Genomic DNA, 20,244 nt, shown 5'->3' with positions numbered 1-20,244 from the left:
AAGGAGTCTACGCGCCGTTTTCGGATTGGTTCACTCTCGGCGCGAAAGACGCATTCAGAGCGGAAACCCGGGGTCCAGCGGGGGCCGCGACGCGGCGACGCCTCGCTCGAAGGCGAGCCGCTGCCAGGTCACCGTCACCATGGCGCCCGTCTGCGGAGGGAGGGCGTTGCTCATCGACAGGGTCGCGCCGGACCGCTCCAGCAGCGTCTTGGCGATGAACAGGCCGAGGCCCATGCCTCCCCCGCCGCCACCCTGCGCGCCGCGATCCCCGCGCTTGGTGACGTATGGCTCGCCGACCCGGGCCAGGATGTCCGGAGCGAAGCCGGGGCCGTCGTCCCGGATGGTCACCGCCACCGAGTCGTCGTCCCACCGGGCCGTCATCCGCACCCGTTCGCGGGCGAAGTCGACGGCGTTCTCGGCCAGATTGCCGAGCCCGTAGAGAAGTCCGGGATTGCGCCGGCAGACCGGTTCGGGTCCGGAGCCGCGCGTCTCCACGTCGATCTGCACGTCGAAGGGCCGCTGCGGCGCGGCGATCTCCTCGACCAGCATGCTGAGCCGCATGGATTCCAGCGGCCCGGGATCGTTGCCCAGCGAGGTGATCTTGCCCAGGATCCCGCGGCAACGCTCCACCTGCTCGCGCAGGAGCGCGATGTCCTCGGCCATGGGGCCTTCCTTGGGGCCGATCAGGTCCAGCTCCTTGGCGACCAGCGCGATGGTGGCGAGCGGGGTCCCAAGCTCGTGCGCCGCCGCGGCCGCCAGGCCGTCGAGCTGCGAGAGATGCTGCTCGCGGGCGAGCACCAGCTCGGTCGCGGCGAGCGCCTGGGCGAGCTGCCTCGCCTCCTCGGTGACGCGCCAGGCGTAAATGCCGATGAACACCAGCCCGAGCAGGATGGCCGACCAGATGCCGGCCCGGTACATGAACGGAAAGCGCAGCGGTTCGTCGGACGCCCAGGGCAACGGGTCATGGGCGAAGAGCAGCACGGTGGCGGCGGTGATCGCCAGGACGCCCAGCGTCACCGTCCGGCTGGGGGCCAGCGACGCCGCCGAAATCATCACGGGCGCCAGGAGCAGCATGGAGAACGGGTTCTCCAGGCCGCCGGTCAGGTAGAGCAGCGCGGCGAGCTGCAGGATGTCGTAGGCCAGCAGGGCGGACGCCGCGCCGTCGCTGAGGCGCTGGCTGACCGGGTAGTTGAAGCGCAGGGCCAGATTCAGGGCGACCGACACGGCGATGACGGCAAGGCAGGCCTCGGTCTTCATCGGGAATTCGAGCCAGCCGGCCACCACGCCGACCGCCACGCACTGGCCTGCGAGCGCCAGCCAGCGCAGACGCACCAGCGTGTCCAGCCGGAGGCGGCTTGCGCTGCGTTCGAAGCCGCTGCGGCTGAAGTCCATGTCTCCCATGTCGGGCATGAGGTTTAGATAGTGCGTGTCTCGCGGTGAGAAAGCCTCGTTCAGGCCTTTTCAGAGCGGAAAGCGCTCGCTTTTTCGTGAGTTGAGGCTGTCGAGCCACTTGCGGCGGGGCCACGCGGTCCGACTGAGCGTTGTGCGGTGCGGGAACCATCCCGCCACGGCCTGTGTTGTTCCTCACCGACGGGGCGTCACCTGAGCGACACACTGTCCCGGTTCATCACGCTTCTTTCACCTAAGGATGATTGTGTGACGGGGCTGAACCGCTAAGGTTCTGGTCGGCATCGCATTGCAACATGCGCAGGACGCCCGGCCTAGCAACGGAGTGCAGCATGCAACTGCCCTATTACATGTGGTACGAAGCGGCTCACGCCATGATGGGCCCTGCCCGCGCTTTCGCGGACGCCACGCGGGTTTTCTACGACAATCCGCTCAATCCCGTCTCCAAGACGTCTTTCGGCCGCTCGATGGCGGCCGGCTGTGAGCTCTTCGAGCGCTCGACCCGCCGCTACGGCAAGCCGGCCTTCGGCTTCGGGTCGACGCTGGTCGGCGGCCAGCGCGTCGCCGTGATGGAGCGCTATGTCTGGGAATCGCCCTTCTGCAAGCTGATCCACTTCGATCGCGCGCTGGGCGAGATGCGGCCGCGCCAGCCCAAGCTGCTGATCGTCGCGCCGATGTCCGGCCATTACGCCACGCTGCTGCGCGGCACCGTCGAAGCCTTCCTGCCCACCCATGAGGTGTTCATCACCGACTGGATCGACGCCCGCGTGGTGCCGCTCAGCGAAGGCCGCTTCGACCTCGACGACTATATCGACTACGTCATCTCCATGCTCCAGCTGCTCGGGCCGGACGTGCACGTGATGGCCGTGTGCCAGCCCGCCGTGCCGGTGATCGCCGCGATCGCCCGGATGGAGGCCGACAACGACCCCAAGACGCCGCTCTCCATGACGCTGATGGGCGGGCCGATCGATACGCGCGTCAGCCGCACGCAGGTCAACCTGCTGGCCGAGAAGCGCGGCATCGAGTGGTTCCGCCGCAACTGCATCGTCAAGGTGCCGCTGCCAAATTCCGGCTTCATGCGGGACGTCTATCCGGGCTTCCTCCAGCTCGCCGGCTTCATGGCGATGAACATCGACCGCCATCTCGAGGCGCAGGGCGAGATGTTCAAGCATCTGGTCGAGGGGGACGGCGATTCCGCCGAGAAGCACCGCGAGTTCTATGACGAGTATCTCGCCGTCATGGACCTGACGGCGGAGTTCTACCTGCAGACCGTCGACACCGTGTTCGTCAAGCACGCCTTGCCGAGGGGCGAGATGATGCACCGCGATAAGAAGGTCGACCTCACGGCGATCAAGCGCTGCGGCCTGATGACGGTGGAAGGCGAGAAGGACGATATCTCGGGCGTCGGCCAGACCGAGGCGGCGCACACGCTGTGCACGTCCGTCCCCAAGGACCTGCGGGCGCATTACGTGCAGCCCAAGGTGGGCCATTACGGCGTGTTCAACGGCTCGCGCTATCGCGCCGAGATCGCGCCGCGCATCGCCGACTTCATCTCCAACTGCGAGCAGAACTACCGCAAGTCGAACAAGACGCGGCAGGGCCCCGCGGTGGTGCCGTTCAACCGCCAGGCCAGCGGCGTTCCGGCCGAGTAGACGGCGCAGGGGCGCTGAGCCCCGGCCCTCTCCCCCTCGGGGGAGGGGGACATCAGCGGGCGTGACAAAGGCCGCGCCGTCGCTCACGCTCACGGCATGATTCTCGGTTTGCGAGTCGCGCGGCCCCCGGCGCGTGCGGCGGATCCGTCCCATATCGAGGTGCGGCACAACGGCGACATCTTCCGGGTCGCCGTGCGGCGCGTGCCGGCCGCCCGCCGTTTCACGCTGCGCGTCAGCGCCGCCACCGGCGGCGTCGTGCTCAGCCTTCCGGCCCGGGCCGACCTGCACACCGCGCTCGATTTCGCCGCCCGCCACGGGGGCTGGATCGCAGCCCGCCTGGCGCGGCTGCCGGACGAGGCGCCGCTGGAGCCCGGCGGGCGTTTTCCGTTGCGGGGCGTCGAGCACTGGATCGAGCACCGGCCTGGCGCCCGCGGCACGGCCTGGACCGAGACCGGCGCGGACGGGCGACCGCTCCTCGTCGTCGCCGGGGCGGCCGAGCACACCCACCGGCGCATCCTGGATTTCCTCAAGCGCGAGGCCAAGCGCGACCTGGATCGCGCGGTGGCGGTCCACGCCGGCGCGCTCGGCGTGAAGGCGGCCAAGATCACGCTGCGGGACACCCGCAGCCGCTGGGGCTCATGCTCGTCGACCGGGCGCCTGAACTTCTCCTGGCGGCTGATCTTCACGCCGCCCTTCGTGCTGGACTATCTGGCGGCGCATGAGGTGGGCCACCTCAAGGAGATGAACCACTCGGCGCGGTTCTGGCGGATCGTGCACCGCCTGTGCCAACGCACCGACGACGCCGAGGCCTGGCTGAAGCGCCACGGCGCGGGCCTTCACCGCTACCGCTGAGGGCCTTGGCCGTCGACAGGGAGGGCCCGCCCGGATACACCCGCGGCGACCTCAGAGGCTCCCGATGAAGCTGCGCCCCGACACCTTCGCGCTGACCGCCGTTCTCGGCCTGCTGACCGCCCTCGGCCCGCTGTCGACGGACATGTACCTGCCCTCCTTGCCGGACATCTCGGTGAAGCTCGCGGCCGGGACGGCGCAGACGCAGCTCACCCTGTCGGTGTTCCTGCTCGGCTTTGCGGCCGGACAGGTGGTGTATGGGCCGTTCTCGGACCGGTTCGGCCGCAAGCCGGTGCTGCTGTTCGGGCTGGGCGCCTTCCTGCTCGCGACGGCCCTCTGCGCCGTCTCCACCAGCATCGAGATGTTGATCGGCGCACGCTTCCTGCAGGCCTTCGGGGCCTCCGGCCCCATCGTGCTCGCCCGCGCCGTGGTGCGGGACCTCTATGACGGCCCCCGGGCCGGGCGGGAGCTCGCCCGCATGGGCACCGTGATGGGGGTCGTGCCTGCGCTGGCGCCGCTGCTCGGCGGCGTGCTGCAGACGACCTTCGGCTGGCGCGCCAGCTTCGTGGCCGCGCTGGTGGGCGGGGCGGCGCTGGGGGCGGTCGTCGTGCTGCTCCTGCCCGAGACGTTGCGGACGGCCGGCAAGGCCTCGCTGTCGCCGGTGGGGATCGTGCGGGGCTTCGGGGCGCTGTGGCGGCACCGGGCCTATCGGGTCTATGTGGGCCTGAGCGCCCTCGCCTATGGGGGCCTGTTCTCGTTCATCTCCGGCTCGTCCTTCGTGCTGCAGGGCGTCTATGGGCTGGGCGAGATCGCCTATTCGCTGTCCTTCACCTTTCCGGTCCTGGGCTTCATCGCCGGCACGGTGTTGGCCCGGCGGCTGGTGCTGCGGCTGGGTTTTGACGGGACGATCGGCGTCGGCGTGGCCTGCCTCAGCGTCGCCGGGGTGACGATGGCGGCGCTGGTGGGGGCCGGCATGGCGAGCTCGCTGGCGATCACCATCCCGATGGCTCTCTATTGCTGCGGGGTCGGGCTGGTGATGCCGCAGGCGATGGCCGCCGCCATGCAGCCCTTCCCGGACCGGGCGGGCGCGGCCTCGTCCTTCCTGGGGCTGATCCAGATGACGTCGGCCGCCGCTGTGGGCGCGGCCCTCGGGCAGGCGCTGAACGGGCAAGCCTGGCCCCTGCCCTTCGCGGTGGCGCTGCTCGGCCTGATGGCGCTGGGGCTCTTCGCCGCGACCCGGTCGATCCGGGCGCGAGGGGCCTGAGGTCAGCCGCCGAACAGGCGGTCGAGGAGGCTGCGCTCCTGCGGCGGATAGGCCTGCCGCCGGCCGCCGCCGTCGCCGCCCGGCACCGACCCGGGCGGACGCAGGACGCCGTCCTCGGCCACCACGCGGCGGGACGGCTGCGGCGGCGAACCGCCCTGCGCCAGCGGGCTGATGACCATCGGCGCGCCGCGGGCCGCCCCGACCGGCGCGGGAGGCGCGACGCCATAGGTCTGCTCGGGCGGGATCGGATTGCCGGCGTCCGCCATGGGAGCGGTCTGCGGGGCAGGTTGGCCCTGGTCGGCCGGGGCGGGCCATTGCAGCTTCCACTGCCCGCCGGGCAGCGGAACCGGCTGGGTCGACGCCAGCGAAGCCTTCATGAAGCGGCTCCAGACCTCTACCGGGAGATTGCTGCCGGACGTCTTCTTCGTCGGTGAGCCGTCGTCATTGCCCATCCAGACGCCCGCCAGCAGCGAGCCCGTATAGCCCACGAACCAGGCGTCGCGGTGCTCCTGGCTGGTGCCCGTCTTGCCCGCCGCCTCCCAGCCGGGCAGTTCGGCCTTGCGGCCGGTGCCGGTCAGCAGCGTCTCGCGCAGCATGGCGTTCATCATGCCCACCGCCTGGGGCTCGATGACCTTGCCGAGCCCCGTTCCGGTGCGGCGATAGACGGTCTGGCCGTCGCTGGTCCTGACCTGCGTGATCACGTAGGGCTGCACCGCGATGCCGCCATTGGCGAAGGGCGCGTAGGCGGAGACGAGCTCCAGCGCGGTCACCTCCGAGGTGCCGAGCGCGATCGAGGCGTTCGGCTCCAGCTTGGACTGGACGCCCATGCGGTGGGCGGTCGAAACCACCGCCTTGGGGCCGACCTCCAAAGCGAGCTTCACCGCCACCGTGTTGATGGAGAGCGCCAGCGCCTGGCGCAGCGTCACCGGGCCGCGATACTCGCGCGTCGAATTCTCCGGCTGCCAGCCCTTCACGTTGACGGGCGAGTCCTCGCGGATCGAGGCGGGCGTCAGCCCCTTCTCGAGCGCGGCCAGATAGACGAAGGGCTTGAAGGCCGAACCGGGCTGGCGCTTGGCGACGCTGGCGCGGTTGAACTGCGAATCGGTGTAGCTGCGGCCGCCGACCAGAGCCTTCACGGCGCCGTCCGGCTGCAGGGCCACCACCGCGCCCTGGCTGACGCCGAACTTGTCGCCCTTCTGGGCGAGCTCGTCGACGAGCGCCTTCTCGGCCGTCGCCTGCATGGCCGGATCGATGGTGGTGCGGACCACGATGTCCTTGTCAACCGTGCCGATATAGTCGTCCAGCACGTCCATGACGTAGTCGGCGGCGTAGTTGACCGATCCCGCGCCTCCGGGCTTCACGGGCTGGCTCGGATTAGTCAAGGCGATCTTGGCCATCTGGTCGCTGACGAAGCCCTCGCGGGCCATGGCGGCGATCACCAGCGTGGCGCGGGCCTGGGCGGCCTCGGGATTGCGGTTGGGGGCGAGCCGGGACGGAGCCTGGACGAGGCCGGCCAGCACGGCCGCCTCGCCCAGCGTGACGCTGCGGGCGCTCTTGCCGAAATATTTCTGCGAGGCCGCCTCCACCCCATAGGCGCCCGAGCCGAAATAGACCCGGTTCAGATAGAGCTCCAGGATCTGGTCCTTGGAATAGGTGCGCTCCAGCCACAGCGCCAGGATGGCCTCCTGGATCTTGCGCGAGGCAGTCCGCTCCTGGGTCAGGAACAGGTTCTTGGCGAGCTGCTGGGTCAGCGTCGAGCCGCCCTGGATGGACGATCCGCCCCGCGTCAGGTTGCGGAACACGGCGCGGGAGATGCCGACCGGGTCGATGCCCATGTGGTGATAGAAGCGATGGTCCTCGATCGCCACGAAGGCCGTCGGCAGATAGGGCGGAAGCTCCTTCAGGGTCACGGTGCGGCCGCCGGTCTCGCCGCGGTTGGCCAGGAGAGAGCCGTCGGACGCCAGGATGGCGATGTTGGGCGGCCGCTTCGGCACCGCGAGCGAGTCGATCGGCGGCAGCTTGGACGCGTGGTAGGCGATGAGGACGCCGAGCCCGATGGCCGCCCAGACGCCCAGCACGAAAGACCAGTAGAAGACGTGGCCGAAAAAGCCCCGGCCCTTGCGGCCCTTGCCGGATCCGCGCCCCCGGCCGGAGCCGCCGGCTCCGCCACGGCCTTCGGCCGGCTTGCCGGACCGGCGCTCGGACGATGCGCCGGATCGCCGGCCGCCGCTGGAAGCGGATCGCGCCATGCTCGTCCGCGGAAGCTCCGCGTCCTCATCGTCGACCGGCGTCGTCGCGCGCTCGGGCTCGCGGCTGTCTGGGCCGATCCGCCGGCGCCGACCTTCGGCGAGGGGATCGAGTGCGGGGGCGATCAGGGGGTCGAAGGTCGGATCGCGCCGTTCCCCGGCGCGCCGGTCCTCGGCGTCGTGGTCCGTATAGGCCGGACGGTCGCGCCTGCTCAACCGGAGATCCAGGGACGCCCGGGCCGGGGCCTGCGCCCCGAACTCCGGCTCGAGCCGCTGTTTCGTCCGGTCCCGCCGCCCGTCCGTCATTCCTTCCGGCGCCCCTCATCGCTCCGCCGCCGGCCGCCGGCCTTCTGCCAAGGCGGCCCACATCGCAGCACAAGCACGCTAAATGCGGCGGATTAAGGGGGCGTTAGCACTGGCGGACGGGCTTGCAACCTTGGGTTGCAAGCTTCAGGTTCACCTGCCATGCGGGCCTGAAGGCTCGCGCGCCGGCGCCTATTGCGCCGCTTCGGCCAGCGGCTCCGCGTCGGCGGGCCCGACCACCACGGGCTCGGCGCGCATCAGGACGCGGCAGAGGCGGGCGATGGTGGCCTTCAGCTCGTGCCGGTGCACCACCATGTCGACCATGCCGTGTTCGCGCAGGAAGTCGGCGCGCTGGAAGCCCTCAGGCAGCTTCTCGCGGATGGTCTGCTCGATGACGCGCGGGCCGGCGAAACCGATCAGGGCGCCGGGCTCGGCGATGTGGATGTCGCCCAGCATGGCGTAGGAGGCGGTGACTCCGCCCGTCGTCGGATTGGTGAGCACCACGATATAGGGCAGCTTGGCCAGGCGCAGGCGCTGCACGGCGACCGTCGTGCGCGGCATCTGCATGAGGGAGAACATGCCCTCCTGCATGCGCGCCCCGCCGGAGGCGGCGAACATCACGAAGGGAGTGCGCCGGTCGATGGCCGTCTCGATGCCGCGGATCACCGCCTCGCCGGCCGCCATGCCGAGCGAACCGCCCATGAAGTCGAAATCCTGCACGCCGATAGTGATCGGCTGGCCCTCGACGTCGCCGACGCCGATCTTGACCGCGTCGACGGCCCCGGTCTTCGTCCGGGCGTCCTTCAGCCGGTCGACATAGCGCTTCTCGTCGCGGAACTTCAGCGGATCGAGCGGGACCTCAGGCAGCGCCACGTCCTCGTAGCGGCCGTCGTCGAACATGGACTTCAGCCGCGCCAAGGCGGCCATCCGCATGTGATAGTTCGAGCCGGGGATGACGTACTGGTTGGCCTCGACATCCTTGTGGAAGACGAGCTGCCCGGAGTCCGGGCACTTGATCCACAGGTTCTCGGGCGTGTCGCGCCGCAGGAACGACCGGATCTTCGGCCGCACCACGTTGGAGATCCAGTTCATCGGGCTCGTGTCCATGACGTCTCCAGTTCTGGATCAGGCCGCCGCCTTGGCGACGCGCCGGACGCCCGACGCGACCTCCCGCACCTTGGCGGCCACGGCCTCGACGGTGCCGGCCGTAGCCTTGCCGGACGCATCCAGCGAGCCCTTCAACGCGTCCACCAGCGCGGTGCCGACCACCACGCCGTCAGCGCTGCGCGCGATGGTCTCGGCCGAGTCGGCGTTCTTCACGCCGAACCCCACCGCAACGGGCAAATGGGTATGGCCCTTGATGCGCGCAACCGCGTCGCCGATCTTGGCGTAGTCGCCGATGGCCGACCCCGTGATGCCGGTCACCGCCACGTAGTACACGAAACCGGACGTGTTGGTGAGCACCTTCGGCAGGCGCTTCTCGTCCGTGGTCGGGGTGGCGAGCCGGATGAAGTTCAGCCCGGCCGTGAGCGCCGGCACGCAGAGCTCCTCGTCCTCCTCGGGCGGCAGGTCGACGACGATCAGGCCGTCCACGCCCGCCGCGCGCGCGTCCAGCAGAAAGCGGTCGACGCCGTAGATGTAGATGGGGTTGTAGTAGCCCATCAGGATGATCGGCGTGTCGGCGTCCGTTTCGCGGAAGGCCTTCACCAGCGCGATGGTCTTGCGCAGGCTCATGCCCGCCCCGAGCGCCCGCAGCCCGGCGGCCTGGATGGAGGGGCCGTCCGCCATTGGGTCGGTGAACGGCATGCCGATCTCGATCACGTCCGCGCCCGCGGCCGGCAGCGCCTTGACGATGGCGAGCGACGTCTCGGGGTCGGGGTCGCCGGCCATCACGAAGGTCACCAACGCGGCCCGGTTCTGCGCCCGCACGGCCGCGAAGCGGCGGTCGATGCGGGTTGTGGTCGCCTCAGTCATTCCATGCCCCCGAGATGCTCGGCCACCGTGAAGATGTCCTTGTCGCCGCGCCCGCAGAGGTTGACGATCATGAGGTGGTCCTTCGGCTTCTTGGCCGCGATCTCCACCGCCTTCGCGATGGCGTGCGCGGGCTCCAGCGCCGGGATGATGCCCTCGAGGCGCGACATCATCTGGAAGGCGTTCAGCGCCTCCTCGTCGGTAGCCGAGATGTAGTTCACCCGGCCGACATCGTGCAGCCAGGAATGCTCCGGCCCGATGCCCGGATAGTCGAGCCCGGCCGAGATCGAGTGCGCGTCCGTGATCTGGCCGTCGTCGTTCATCAGCAGGTAGGTGCGGTTGCCATGGAGCACGCCCGGGCGCCCGCCCGTCAGCGAGGCCGCATGGAGGCCCGACGACAGGCCGTGGCCGGCCGCCTCGACGCCATAGATCTCGATGCCGGGATCGTCCAGGAAGGGGTGGAACAGGCCGATCGCGTTGGAGCCGCCGCCGATGGCGGCGATCAGCGAGTTCGGCAGCCGACCCTCGCGCTCCAGCATCTGCTCGCGCGCCTCGCGGCCGATCACGCACTGGAAGTCGCGCACCATGGCCGGGTAGGGGTGCGGCCCCGCGACGGTGCCGATGCAGTAGAAGGTGTTCTCGACGTTCGTGACCCAGTCCCGAAGCGCCTCGTTCATGGCGTCCTTCAGGGTCTTGGACCCGGACTGCACCGGCACCACCTCGGCGCCCAGCATCTTCATGCGGAACACGTTCGGCTTTTGCCGCTCCACGTCCACCGCGCCCATGTAGACGATGCATTGCAGCCCAAAGCGCGCGCAGAGCGTCGCGGTGGCGACGCCATGCTGGCCCGCGCCGGTTTCGGCGATGATGCGGGTCTTGCCCATGCGCCGCGCCAGCAAGATCTGACCGAGCACGTTGTTCACCTTGTGCGCGCCGGTGTGGTTGAGCTCGTCGCGCTTCAGGTAGATCTTGGCGCCGCCGCAATGCTCCGTGAGCCGCTCGGCGAAATAAAGCGGGCTCGGCCGGCCCACGTAATGGGCGAGGTAGTCGGCCATGTCGTTGATGAAGGACGGGTCGACCTTGGCGGCTTCGTAGGCCTCCTCGAGCGAGAGGATCAGCGGCATCAGCGTCTCGGCCACGAAGCGGCCGCCGAACATGCCGAAATGACCGGTCTCGTCGGGTCCCGTGCGGAAGGAGTTCAGGGTCGGTGCTGCGCTCACGCTGTCATCCTCGCTCCGGCCGAGGCCGGTGATCCTGTTCGGTCGCCTTGTCCGGTCCCTCGCCTCTCGGCGCTCCGGTCCTGACGGCGGCCACGAATGCGGCGATCCGGTCAGGGTCCTTCTCGCCCGGCGAACGCTCCACCCCGGACGACACGTCGACGCCCGGGGCGCGGGTGATCGACAGGGCCTCGGCGACGTTTCCGGGATCGAGCCCCCCTGACAGCATGAAGGGCTTCGGCAGGTCAAGGCCCGCGAGGAGCGTCCAGTCGAACGCCAGCCCGTTCCCGCCCGGATGCCGCGCGTCCGGCGGGGCCTTGGCGTCGAACAGCAGCCGGTCGGCGACCGCCAGATACGCCCGCGCGGCGGCGACGTCCTGGGCGGTGGAGACCCCGACCGCCTTCATCACCGGCAAACCGGTGCGCTGACGGATGTGGGCGACGCGGTCGGGCGTCTCGCGGCCGTGCAACTGAAGCATGTCTGGCCGGGCGCTCTCCAGGATGGCGTCGAGCGTCGCATCGTCGGCGTCGACCGTCAGGGCCACCACTTCGGCGCGGCCCCGGACGCTCTCGCGCAGGCGGCGCGCGACATCATAGCCCAGATGCCGGGGAGATTTCGGGAAGAACACGAAGCCGAGCATGTCCGCGCCGGCCGCGATCGCGGCTTCGATCGTGTCCTGCGTGCGGAGGCCGCAGATCTTCACCAAGGTGGCGGGCCGGCTCGTCATGCCAGTCTCTTCGAGCTTTTTCGCCGGCCTGACAAGGGCTCAGGCCTCAGGCCAGGGCCGGCAGGCCCTTCAGGCGGCGCCGATCCTGCGCCACACCAGGATGGCGGCCGCGAGGTCCTCGATGGCGGTTCCGACGGATTTGAACAGCGTGATCTCGTCGTCGGACTCCCGCCCCGGATGCGCCCCGCGGGCGAGTTCATAGAGATCGGCCCTGACGTCGCCTGCGACGATCAGGCCGGACGCGAGCGGCTGGGCGAGGTCGCCGCCCTCCTTCAGGGCGCCTGCGCGCGTGTCGCAGAACAGGCTGGCGCGGCGGATGACGTCGTCGTCGGTCTCGCGCATGGACGGCTTGAACGCGCCGACGCAATCCACATGCGCGCCAGGCTTCAGCCACGCGCCGCGGATCAGCGGCTGCTCCGACAGCGTGGCGCTGGACACGATGTCGGCGCCCCTGACGGCGGTCTCCAGGTCGACGACGGCGCGGACCGGGAGGCCTTCTGCGGCAAGCCGTCGCGCGACCGCTTCGGCCCGCTCCGGACGGTGGTTCCACAGGGCGACGTCGGTCAGCGGCCGTTGCGCCGCATGGGCGCGGATCAGGAAGGGGGCGAGCGCCCCGGCGCCCGCCATGACCATGCGGCTGGCGTCCGGCCGGGCGAGATGGCGCGCCGCCAGCGCCGAGGCGGCGGCGGTGCGCCAGACCGTCAGGCGGGTCCCGTCGATCGCCGCGAGCGGCGCGCCGGTGGCGCCGTCCAACAGCATGTAGGTTCCCAGCACGCTGGGCAGTCCGCGCGCGCCGTTGCCCGGAAAGATCGTGACGATCTTGGTCCCCAGGAACGGCTCCGCGGCCGTCGGCCCCGTCCAGGCCGGCATCAGAAGGAGCGTCGCCTCCCCGTCGGGGCGCTCGACCTCGTGGTGGTGGCGCACCGGGACGACGACGTCGAGCCGAAAGGCCTCCGCGAGCGCGTCGGCCAGCGAAGCGGGATCGAGGGCGCGGTCGACCTCGGCGGCTGAGACGATCTTCATGGCGTGTCCGGGTGGAAGGAGCGGTCGCCCGCCCAGGCGCTCAGTGGATGGCGGAGACCGCCGGCAGGCCGCGACCGGCAGGCGCCTCCTCGCGGACGCGCTCAAGCTCGGCCCGCGTCCGGGCGGCTTCGCGGGCGTGCAGCCTGGCGGCGCGACGATAGCGCGACTGGCCGAACCACACGGCGCAGCCGCCGATGATGACTCCGACGCCCATGGCGATGAGCAGCACGAGGAAGAGCGGAGCCGAAAGGGTGAGGTTCTGGTCCGACCAGCCGAGCGGGTCGAGCTGCACGGCCACGACCTGGCGGTTGGCGACGGCGAAGACGGTGATCAGGAGCGCGAGCGGAACCAGCACGAGCGCTTTCAGGAAGGTTTTCATCGTTGACCGATCGTCTGCTAGCCCGCCTGGGCCTTCCGGGGCTGAACGCGGGCCTCGACCGGCTCGCGGTTCAGGCGCACGCGCATTTCCTTGCCGGCCTTAAACACCGGCACGACCTTCTCGGACACCGGAACGTGCTCGCCCGTGCGTGGGTTGCGTCCCAGGCGCGCATCCCTCTTCTTCACCGAGAAAGCCCCGAAACCGCGAATTTCCACACGGTCGCCCCGGGTGAGAGCCTGGACGATCTCCTCCAGGATGGCGTTCACGACGTTCTCAGCGTCCCGCTGATAGAGCTCGGGATAGCGCTCGGCTATTTTCTGCACGAGTTCCGACTTGATCATCGGCCGTTCCCTGTCCTGGCGAAGACCACGATTTTACCAACTATTTTATTGAAAACGCTTCAGAATTGCTCAGCTGCGAGGTTGCCAGACAGCCAGCAGGCCGTCAAGGACGGGAGTGCTGGCGGACTGCTCGGCGGCGCGCAGGACCTGGGCGAGATCGCGCAGCCCGAAGGCGCCCGCCACGGCGGCCGCGGTCGTGAAAGCGCCGAACGGGTTGGCCTCCTTGGGCTTCCAGTCGCGGATCGGCAGATTCTTGGCCACGCCCTTCTGCCCTTCCAGCCAGGCCACCGCCTGCTTCTCGCCGCCGATCTCGTCGATCAGCTTGAGCGGCAGCGCCTGGTTGCCGGTGAAGACGCGGCCGTCGGAGACGGTGGCGAGTTGCGCCCCGTCGATGCCGCGGCGCTCGCTGACGAGGTTCTTGAACCAGCCATAGGTGTCGCCGATGAGCGCCTGCACGGCCGCCTCCGACGCCGGCGTGGTCGGCTCGAACGGGCTCGGGGCGGCCTTGAGCGGAGCCGACTTGATGGTCTCCATTTTGACCCCGAGCGTGTCGAGCAGCTTCACGACGTTCGGATACTGGAACAGCACGCCGATGGAGCCGACCATGGCGGTCTGGCGGGCGACGATCCGGTCCGCCCCCATGGCGGCGATATAGGCGCCCGACGCCGCCAGCCCGTCGACGACGGCGACGGTCGGCTTCTTGGCGGCGAGATCCCGGATGGCGTCGTACAGCTCCTCGGAGCCGGTCACGGTGCCGCCCGGGCTGTTGATGGAGAGCAGCACGGCCTTCACGGAGCTGCTGCGGCCCACAGTCTTCAGGAGGTCGAGGGACTTGCGGTCGCCGGTGATGAGGCCGGTGATCTCGACCCGGGCGACCTGGGACACGCCCGGCACGCCCATCCGGCGGCCGCCGAGCGAGACGGCCACGCCGATGATCGCCAGGAACACCGCCACGAAGGCCAGGACGCGCCAGAACGTGACGCGCCGCTTCAACCGGCGGCGGTCGACGAGGTAGTCGGTCTCCGAAGACATGGAGTTCTCCATCCTGCGCCGCCCGGAGCGGCCCTCTCCTGGCGTTGGTAGACCCGCGAAGGCTGGAGGGCAACCATGCCAGGGCCGCGGCCCCCCGCGACGGCGCCGCGGATGCAACCTCTGGCTCGCCGCACCACAATGGGTTGCGGCGCCTGGAGAATAAGCGGGTCGGATCGGGCCAGCTCTGGTCGGGCCCGCGGTTGCGGCCGGTCCGGCGCGGGGGTACTGCTCGGAACCGTCCCGACCGGGCGCCCGCCCGACCGGAGACGCTTAACGCATCACCACAGGGGCCCTCATGGAGCCTTCGGACGCCATCCTGGCGCGCTTCCTGGCGCTTCACCCCAAGCTGATCGACCTGTCCCTCGGGCGGCTTCAGCGGCTTCTCCAGGCGCTCGGCGACCCGCATCTGCGGCTGCCGCCGGTGATCCATGTCGGCGGCACGAACGGCAAAGGCTCCACCGTGGCGTTCATGCGCGCGGTGCTGGAGGCGGCGGGCCTCGCCGTGCACGCCTATACGTCGCCGCACCTCGTGCGCTTCCACGAGCGGATCAGGATCGGGGCGCCGGGCGGCGGACATCTTGTTCCCGAGGGCATGCTGGTGGACGCATTCCGGCGCTGCGAAGCCGCCAATGCGGGCGCGCCCATCACCATCTTCGAGATCACCACGGCGGCGGCCTTCCTGCTGTTCTCCGAGCACCCGGCCCATGTGCTGCTGCTCGAAGTGGGCCTCGGCGGCCGCTGCGACGCCACCAATGTGGTGGAGCGGCCCCTCGCCACCGTGGTGACGCCGGTCTCGATGGACCACTCGGAATATCTGGGCGACAGCATCGCCGCCATCGCGGGCGAGAAGGCCGGCATCTTCAAGCGCGGGTCGCCGGTGGTGATCGCCCTGCAGGAGCACGAGGAGGCTCTCGCCGTGCTGGAGCGCGCCGCAGCCCGCACCGGCGCCCGCACCCTCGTGGGCGGGCAGGACTTTCACGTGACGGAGGAGAACGGCCGCCTCGTCTACCAGGACGAGGACGGCCTGCTCGACTTGCCGCTGCCGCGGCTGGCCGGCCGGCACCAGCACGTGAACGCCGGGACGGCCGTCGCGGCCCTGCGGGCGGCCGGCTTCGGGCGCCTGCCCACCAAGGCGTTCGAAACGGGCGTCGGGTCGGCCGAGTGGCCGGCGCGCCTGCAACGGCTCGCCAAGGGGCGGCTGGCCGAGATGCTGCCGCCAGACGCCGAGCTCTGGCTCGACGGCGGCCACAACCCGGACGGCGGCAAGGCGCTGGCGAGCGCCATGGCCGAGTTCGAGGAGCGTCGGTCTCGGCCGCTGGTGCTCATCGTCGGCATGCTGGGCACCAAGGATTCGGCCGGCTTCCTGGAGCCGTTCTCCGGCCTCGCCCAGGAGGTTTGGGCGATCCCGATCAAGGGGCAGACGGCAGGCCGGCCGGCCCAGGAGGTCGCCGGCTTCGCGGCCGCGGCCGGGCTGCCGGCGGCGGCGTGCGAAAGCGTCGAGGCGGCGCTGGCCGGCGTGGCGGCCCAGTCCTGGCCGGTGGCGCCGCGCGTGCTGATCTGCGGTTCGCTCTATTTGGCGGGCGACGTCCTCGCCGCGAACGGGACGCCGGTGGCCTGATCAGAAGTCGATCGGCGACGCGCCGTCGAGCTTGCGGACGATGCAGTCGAGCGGATCGCCCGCCTCCCAGATCTGCATCAGGACCTGCGCGTCACGGTCCCCCAGGATCGCGAGCGGCATGTGCCAGACGTCGGGCGCATAGACGACGCCCTGGCCCGCCTCGCCGCAGAAGGCGCGCAGTCCTTCGAGGTCCGGCTCGCCGTCCGGTTGTCCCGGCGCGACCACGACCACGAAGCGCACGGGGTCCAAGGGCGCGAAGAGCTGCGCCGAGAGGGGGTGCTTCTCGATCTCCCGCAGGGGCAGCGGCAGCCGCGTCGGGGCCATGCGGTAAATGGCGGTGGCCGGGCGCCCGGCCTGGGCCTCGTGGTCGAGGTCCGGCAGGTCGGCGCGCATCCCCCGCCCCTCGTTGACGGACCGGGCCGGCAGGCCGGCGAGGTCGATCACGGTCCCGAACGGGGCGAAGGTCTCCCACCGCAGCGGCGCCATGCGGATCTTGCCTGAATTCATCCCGATCCGCTCCGCCACGCCGCGCTCTGGCGGCCGCCCGGCCGCCGCGGCCCCACCTGTGGCCGAGCTTTCACGCCGGCGCAACCCGATTGCGCTCGCGGACGCGCGTTCCGCGCGCCGGGGAACCGGGAACGTCACAGGCGAGTTTGCGAAACGGATCCAACAACCTGCGATGAGCCCGTGCTGACACTCGATCATGTTTCGTCCCGGCTCGACGGCCCGGACGCGTTCCGTCGCGCGGAGCTCCGCACCCCTTCCATCCTGGAACCCGGACGCAATTGCTGGCGCGTCGAGGCCTCGCCGCGGGCCGCGGTGCTGGTCGACGGGGCGCATTATTTCGCCCGGCTGGAATCGTCCCTGCGCCAGGCGCGGCGCTCGGTTCTGATCGTCGGCTGGGACTTCGACGGCCGGATCAGGCTGAGGCAGGACGCGCCCGAGCACGAATCGCCGGCCCTGGGCGAGCTGCTCTACTCGCTCGTGGAGGAGAAGCCGGAGCTCGAGGTGCGCATCCTGGTGTGGAGCGTGGCGGTGGTGCATGCGCCGAGCGCGCCGACCGAGCTGCTGATCGGCCGCGACTGGCAGAAGCACCCGCGCATCACCCTCAAGCTCGACAACACGCAGCCGCTCTATGCGGCTCACCACCAGAAGATCGTCTGCATCGACGACCGGGTGGCCTTCGTGGGCGGCATCGACCTCACGGTCCGCCGCTGGGACCGCGACCCGCACGACCCGCATGACCCCGCCCGGATCGACCCCGAGGGGAACGCCTACGCTCCCGTCCACGACGTGCAGATGGCGGTGGACGGCGACGCGGCCCGGGCGGTGTCGGAGCTGGTCCGCGCCCGGTGGGCGATCGCGACAGGCGAGAAATCCAACCCTGAGCTGGTGCCCAACGATCCGTGGCCGGACGGGCTCAGGCCCGACTTCTCCGACGCCTTCGTGGGCGTCGCGCGCACCATGCCGGCCTATGCGGGGCGTCCCGAGGTGGCCGAGGTCGCGGCGCTCAACACAGACGCGCTGCTGGCGGCGCGCCGGATCGTCTACATGGAGGCGCAGTACTTGACCACGCCGGCCATCGGCCGCGCGCTGCTGCGCCTGCTGGCCAAGCCCGACGGACCGGAGGTCATCGTGGTGATGACCCACGCGTCGCGCGGCTTCGTCGAGCACTTCGCGATGGGCAGCAACCGGGACCGCCTGATCCGGCGCCTCAAGCGGGCCGACCGCTACGAGCGCCTGCGCGTCTGCTACCCGGTGACGCCGGACGGCGACGGCGAGCGCCAGGTGATGGTCCACGCCAAGGTGGTGATCGTCGACGACACGTTCCTGCGCGTCGGGTCCTCGAACCTGAACAACCGCTCGATGGGGCTGGATACGGAGTGCGACCTCGCCATCGAGGGAACCCGGCCGCAGCACCGCGCCTCGATCGCCCGCATCCGCGACAGCCTCATGGCCGAACATGTGGGAGCCGAGCCGGACGAGTTGCGCGAGGCCGTGGACCGGCGCGGCTCCTACGTGGCCGCCATGGACGAACTGGGCGCGCGCGGCGGCCGGCGCCTGCACTGCTTCGACGCCTGGGAGCGAAAGGGGCCCACAAGGCCCATTATCGGCACCTTCCTTCTCGATCCACGCCGCCCTTTCTGGCCGTCCCGGCTGCGGCGGAGTCCGCGGCGCTGATCCTCGCCCCGCCAAAGGCTCACGGTCGGAGCGTCAGAGAGCGCCCTTGCAGCGCGACTTGACCTGCGCGGCGAAGTCGGAGGCGGTCTCGTCGAGTTCGGCCTGGATCCGGACCCGCTCGGGACCTTTCGAGCAGCGGCCGTGAATGGCCGACGCCTTGCGGGCCGCCTCGACATGGTCGCGCCAAACGGGGCATTGCACGGCCAGCGTGGCGTTCGCCGCGGCGAGCAGCCGGTCGCGGCTCTTCAGGACAAGGCTGTCGGCGACCAGCAGGTCCCGCCGGCACTCGGCCGAGGGAGCGGACTGGGCCGACGCCGATCCAGCCCAGGAAACCGCCGCCAAGACGAGCGCGAGGGAGAGGGGCGCGATTCTCACCCGAGATTCAGCTCCTTGAAGAAGTCGTTGCCCTTGTCGTCGACGACGATGAAGGCCGGGAAGTTCTCCACCTCAATGCGCCAGATCGCCTCCATGCCGAGCTCGGGGTACTCCAGCACCTCGACCTTCTTGATGCAGTCCTGCGCCAGGCGGGCCGCCGGGCCGCCGATGGAGCCCAGATAAAAGCCGCCGTGCCGGGCGCAGGCGTCGCGCACCTCCTTGGAGCGGTTGCCCTTGGCCAACATCACGTGGGATCCGCCCGCCGCCTGGAACTGCTCGACATAGCTGTCCATCCGCCCCGCCGTGGTGGGACCGAACGATCCGGAGGCGTAGCCCTCCGGGGTCTTGGCCGGTCCGGCGTAGTAGATCGGGTGATCGCGGAAATACTGCGGCATCGGTTCGCCGCGCTCCAGGCGCTCGCGGATCTTGGCGTGCGCCAGATCGCGCGCCACCACGATCGGGCCGGTCAGCGAGACGCGGGTCTTGATGGGATGGCGGCTCAGCGTGGCGCGGATCTCGTCCATCGGGCGGGTGAGGTCGATCTCCACGACGGCGCCGCCGAGACCCTCCTCCTCGACTTCCGGGAGGAAGCGGGCCGGGTTGGTCTCGAGCTGCTCGAGGAAGACGCCGTCGCGGGTGATCTTGCCCTTGGCCTGCCGGTCGGCCGAGCAGGACACGCCGAGCCCGATGGGCAGCGACGCGCCGTGGCGCGGCAGGCGGATGACCCGCACGTCGTGGCAGAAATACTTGCCGCCGAACTGCGCGCCGACACCCAGCGACTGGGTGAGCTTGTGCACCTCGGCTTCCATCGCCAGGTCGCGGAAGGCGTGGCCGGCGGCCGAACCTTCGGTCGGCAGGTCGTCCAGATAGCGCGTCGAGGCCAGCTTGACGGTCTTCATGACCAGCTCGGCGGAGGTTCCGCCGATCACGATGGCGAGGTGGTAGGGCGGGCACGCGGCGGTGCCCAACGTCAGGATCTTCTCCTTCAGGAAGGCCATCATCCGGTCGCGCGTGAGCAGCGAGGGCGTGGCCTGGTACAGGAAGGTCTTGTTGGCCGAGCCGCCGCCCTTGGCGACGAACAGGAACTTGTAGGCGTCCTCGCCCTCCGCGTAGATGTCGATCTGGGCCGGCAGGTTGTCGCGCGTGTTGCGCTCCTCGAACATCGACAAGGGCGCCAACTGCGAGTAGCGCAGGTTCTTCTCGAAATAGGCGTCCCGCACGCCGTCCGCGAGCGCGGCTTCGTCGGCCCCGTCGGTCCAGATGAAGCGGCCCTTCTTGCCCATCACGATGGCGGTGCCGGTGTCCTGGCACATCGGCAGCACGCCGCCCGCGGCGATATTAGCGTTCTTCAGGAGGTCGTAGGCGACGAACTTGTCGTTCGACGTGGCTTCGGGGTCGTCCAGGATGCGGGCGAGCTGCGCGAGGTGCCCCGGCCGAAGCAGATGGTTAATGTCGATGAAGGCCTGCTTGGAGAGCGCCCTGATGGCCTCGGCCGGCACGTTGACGAGCTCGCGCCCGCCCAGGGTCTCGACGGTGACGCCGGGGACGTCCAGCTTGCGATAGGGCGTGGTGTCGTCAGCCAGGGGAAACAGGCTGGAGGCGGCGCTGGACATGGCGGCTCCCGCAAAGATCGAAAGTCGCCGGACTGCGGCGACGGGT

The 20,244-nt window shown here is 70.2% G+C and carries 18 protein-coding genes; 5 read left to right on the top strand and 13 right to left on the bottom strand.

The window, feature by feature from the left end; translation table 11 throughout:
* Positions 1-54: 54 nt before the first annotated feature.
* Complete coding sequence (locus tag ABEG18_RS26530) at positions 55-1,401, bottom strand: ActS/PrrB/RegB family redox-sensitive histidine kinase (protein ID WP_406858724.1); 1,347 nt, start codon at positions 1,399-1,401, stop codon at positions 55-57.
* A 338-nt stretch (positions 1,402-1,739) separates the two neighbouring features.
* Between ABEG18_RS26530 and ABEG18_RS26525 the strand changes: the two genes are divergently transcribed.
* From ABEG18_RS26525 to ABEG18_RS26515, 3 genes are all read left to right on the top strand, one after another.
* Entirely contained in the window at positions 1,740-3,059 is a 1,320-nt protein-coding gene (locus ABEG18_RS26525; RefSeq protein ID WP_406856016.1) for a polyhydroxyalkanoate depolymerase, read from the top strand.
* A gap of 96 nt (positions 3,060-3,155) precedes the next feature.
* A complete protein-coding gene (locus ABEG18_RS26520; RefSeq protein WP_406856015.1) occupies positions 3,156-3,911 on the top strand; it encodes a M48 family metallopeptidase in 756 nt (251 codons plus the stop codon).
* Between the two features lie 64 nt (positions 3,912-3,975).
* On the top strand, positions 3,976-5,172 hold the full coding sequence (locus ABEG18_RS26515) for a multidrug effflux MFS transporter (RefSeq protein ID WP_406856014.1): 1,197 nt from the start codon (positions 3,976-3,978) through the stop codon (positions 5,170-5,172).
* A 2-nt stretch (positions 5,173-5,174) separates the two neighbouring features.
* Here the strand turns inward: ABEG18_RS26515 and ABEG18_RS26510 are convergent, their stop codons facing one another.
* The 9 genes from ABEG18_RS26510 to sppA form a co-directional block, all read right to left on the bottom strand.
* A complete protein-coding gene (locus ABEG18_RS26510; protein ID WP_406858723.1) occupies positions 5,175-7,421 on the bottom strand; it encodes a PBP1A family penicillin-binding protein in 2,247 nt (748 codons plus the stop codon).
* A gap of 492 nt (positions 7,422-7,913) precedes the next feature.
* Positions 7,914-8,813 carry an acetyl-CoA carboxylase, carboxyltransferase subunit beta gene (accD, locus tag ABEG18_RS26505; RefSeq protein WP_406858722.1) on the bottom strand — a complete coding sequence of 300 codons (900 nt, stop codon included), beginning with the start codon at positions 8,811-8,813 and terminating at the stop codon, positions 7,914-7,916.
* Positions 8,814-8,846: 33 nt separating this feature from the next.
* The gene (gene trpA, locus ABEG18_RS26500) at positions 8,847-9,695 is read right to left on the bottom strand and encodes a tryptophan synthase subunit alpha (protein WP_188515972.1); all 849 of its coding nucleotides are present in this window, start codon (positions 9,693-9,695) and stop codon (positions 8,847-8,849) included.
* On the bottom strand, positions 9,692-10,849 hold the full coding sequence (trpB, locus tag ABEG18_RS26495) for a tryptophan synthase subunit beta (protein ID WP_406858721.1): 1,158 nt from the start codon (positions 10,847-10,849) through the stop codon (positions 9,692-9,694). Before trpB ends, trpA begins: the two co-directional genes overlap by 4 nt.
* Positions 10,850-10,916: 67 nt before the next feature.
* The gene (locus ABEG18_RS26490) at positions 10,917-11,636 is read right to left on the bottom strand and encodes a phosphoribosylanthranilate isomerase (RefSeq protein WP_406856013.1); all 720 of its coding nucleotides are present in this window, start codon (positions 11,634-11,636) and stop codon (positions 10,917-10,919) included.
* Between the two features lie 69 nt (positions 11,637-11,705).
* Positions 11,706-12,659, bottom strand: coding sequence for an ornithine cyclodeaminase family protein (locus ABEG18_RS26485; RefSeq protein ID WP_406856012.1), 954 nt, complete (start codon positions 12,657-12,659; stop codon positions 11,706-11,708).
* A 40-nt stretch (positions 12,660-12,699) separates the two neighbouring features.
* On the bottom strand, positions 12,700-13,038 hold the full coding sequence (locus tag ABEG18_RS26480; RefSeq protein ID WP_406856011.1) for a LapA family protein: 339 nt from the start codon (positions 13,036-13,038) through the stop codon (positions 12,700-12,702).
* Between the two features lie 17 nt (positions 13,039-13,055).
* Positions 13,056-13,379 (bottom strand): integration host factor subunit beta, encoded by a 324-nt coding sequence (locus ABEG18_RS26475; protein WP_406856010.1) that lies wholly within the window; start codon positions 13,377-13,379, stop codon positions 13,056-13,058.
* Between the two features lie 69 nt (positions 13,380-13,448).
* Complete coding sequence (gene sppA, locus ABEG18_RS26470; RefSeq protein ID WP_406856009.1) at positions 13,449-14,411, bottom strand: signal peptide peptidase SppA; 963 nt, start codon at positions 14,409-14,411, stop codon at positions 13,449-13,451.
* Between the two features lie 295 nt (positions 14,412-14,706).
* Here sppA and ABEG18_RS26465 point away from each other — a divergent pair, with 295 nt between their 5' ends.
* Entirely contained in the window at positions 14,707-16,029 is a 1,323-nt protein-coding gene (locus tag ABEG18_RS26465; protein WP_406856008.1) for a bifunctional folylpolyglutamate synthase/dihydrofolate synthase, read from the top strand.
* Here the strand turns inward: ABEG18_RS26465 and ABEG18_RS26460 are convergent, their stop codons facing one another.
* Entirely contained in the window at positions 16,030-16,536 is a 507-nt protein-coding gene (locus ABEG18_RS26460; protein ID WP_406856007.1) for an ureidoglycolate lyase, read from the bottom strand.
* A gap of 180 nt (positions 16,537-16,716) precedes the next feature.
* Here ABEG18_RS26460 and ABEG18_RS26455 point away from each other — a divergent pair, with 180 nt between their 5' ends.
* On the top strand, positions 16,717-18,210 hold the full coding sequence (locus ABEG18_RS26455; protein ID WP_406856006.1) for a phospholipase D-like domain-containing protein: 1,494 nt from the start codon (positions 16,717-16,719) through the stop codon (positions 18,208-18,210).
* Positions 18,211-18,243: 33 nt separating this feature from the next.
* On the opposite strand, the gene ABEG18_RS26450 is transcribed toward ABEG18_RS26455, so the two are convergent.
* Together ABEG18_RS26450 and ABEG18_RS26445 are read right to left on the bottom strand one after the other, a co-directional pair.
* Positions 18,244-18,585: a hypothetical protein gene (locus tag ABEG18_RS26450; protein WP_406856005.1), complete on the bottom strand. Its 342-nt coding sequence runs from the start codon at positions 18,583-18,585 to the stop codon at positions 18,244-18,246.
* The gene (locus tag ABEG18_RS26445) at positions 18,582-20,198 is read right to left on the bottom strand and encodes a fumarate hydratase (protein ID WP_406856004.1); all 1,617 of its coding nucleotides are present in this window, start codon (positions 20,196-20,198) and stop codon (positions 18,582-18,584) included. The genes ABEG18_RS26450 and ABEG18_RS26445 overlap by 4 nt, the downstream gene beginning before the upstream one ends.
* Between the last annotated feature and the right edge of the window lie 46 nt (positions 20,199-20,244).

It is taken from the genome of Alsobacter sp. KACC 23698 (assembly GCF_045348435.1).
In the GTDB taxonomy this organism is placed as follows: domain Bacteria; phylum Pseudomonadota; class Alphaproteobacteria; order Rhizobiales; family Beijerinckiaceae; genus Alsobacter.
This window is presented reverse-complemented; position numbering and strand designations above follow the sequence as displayed.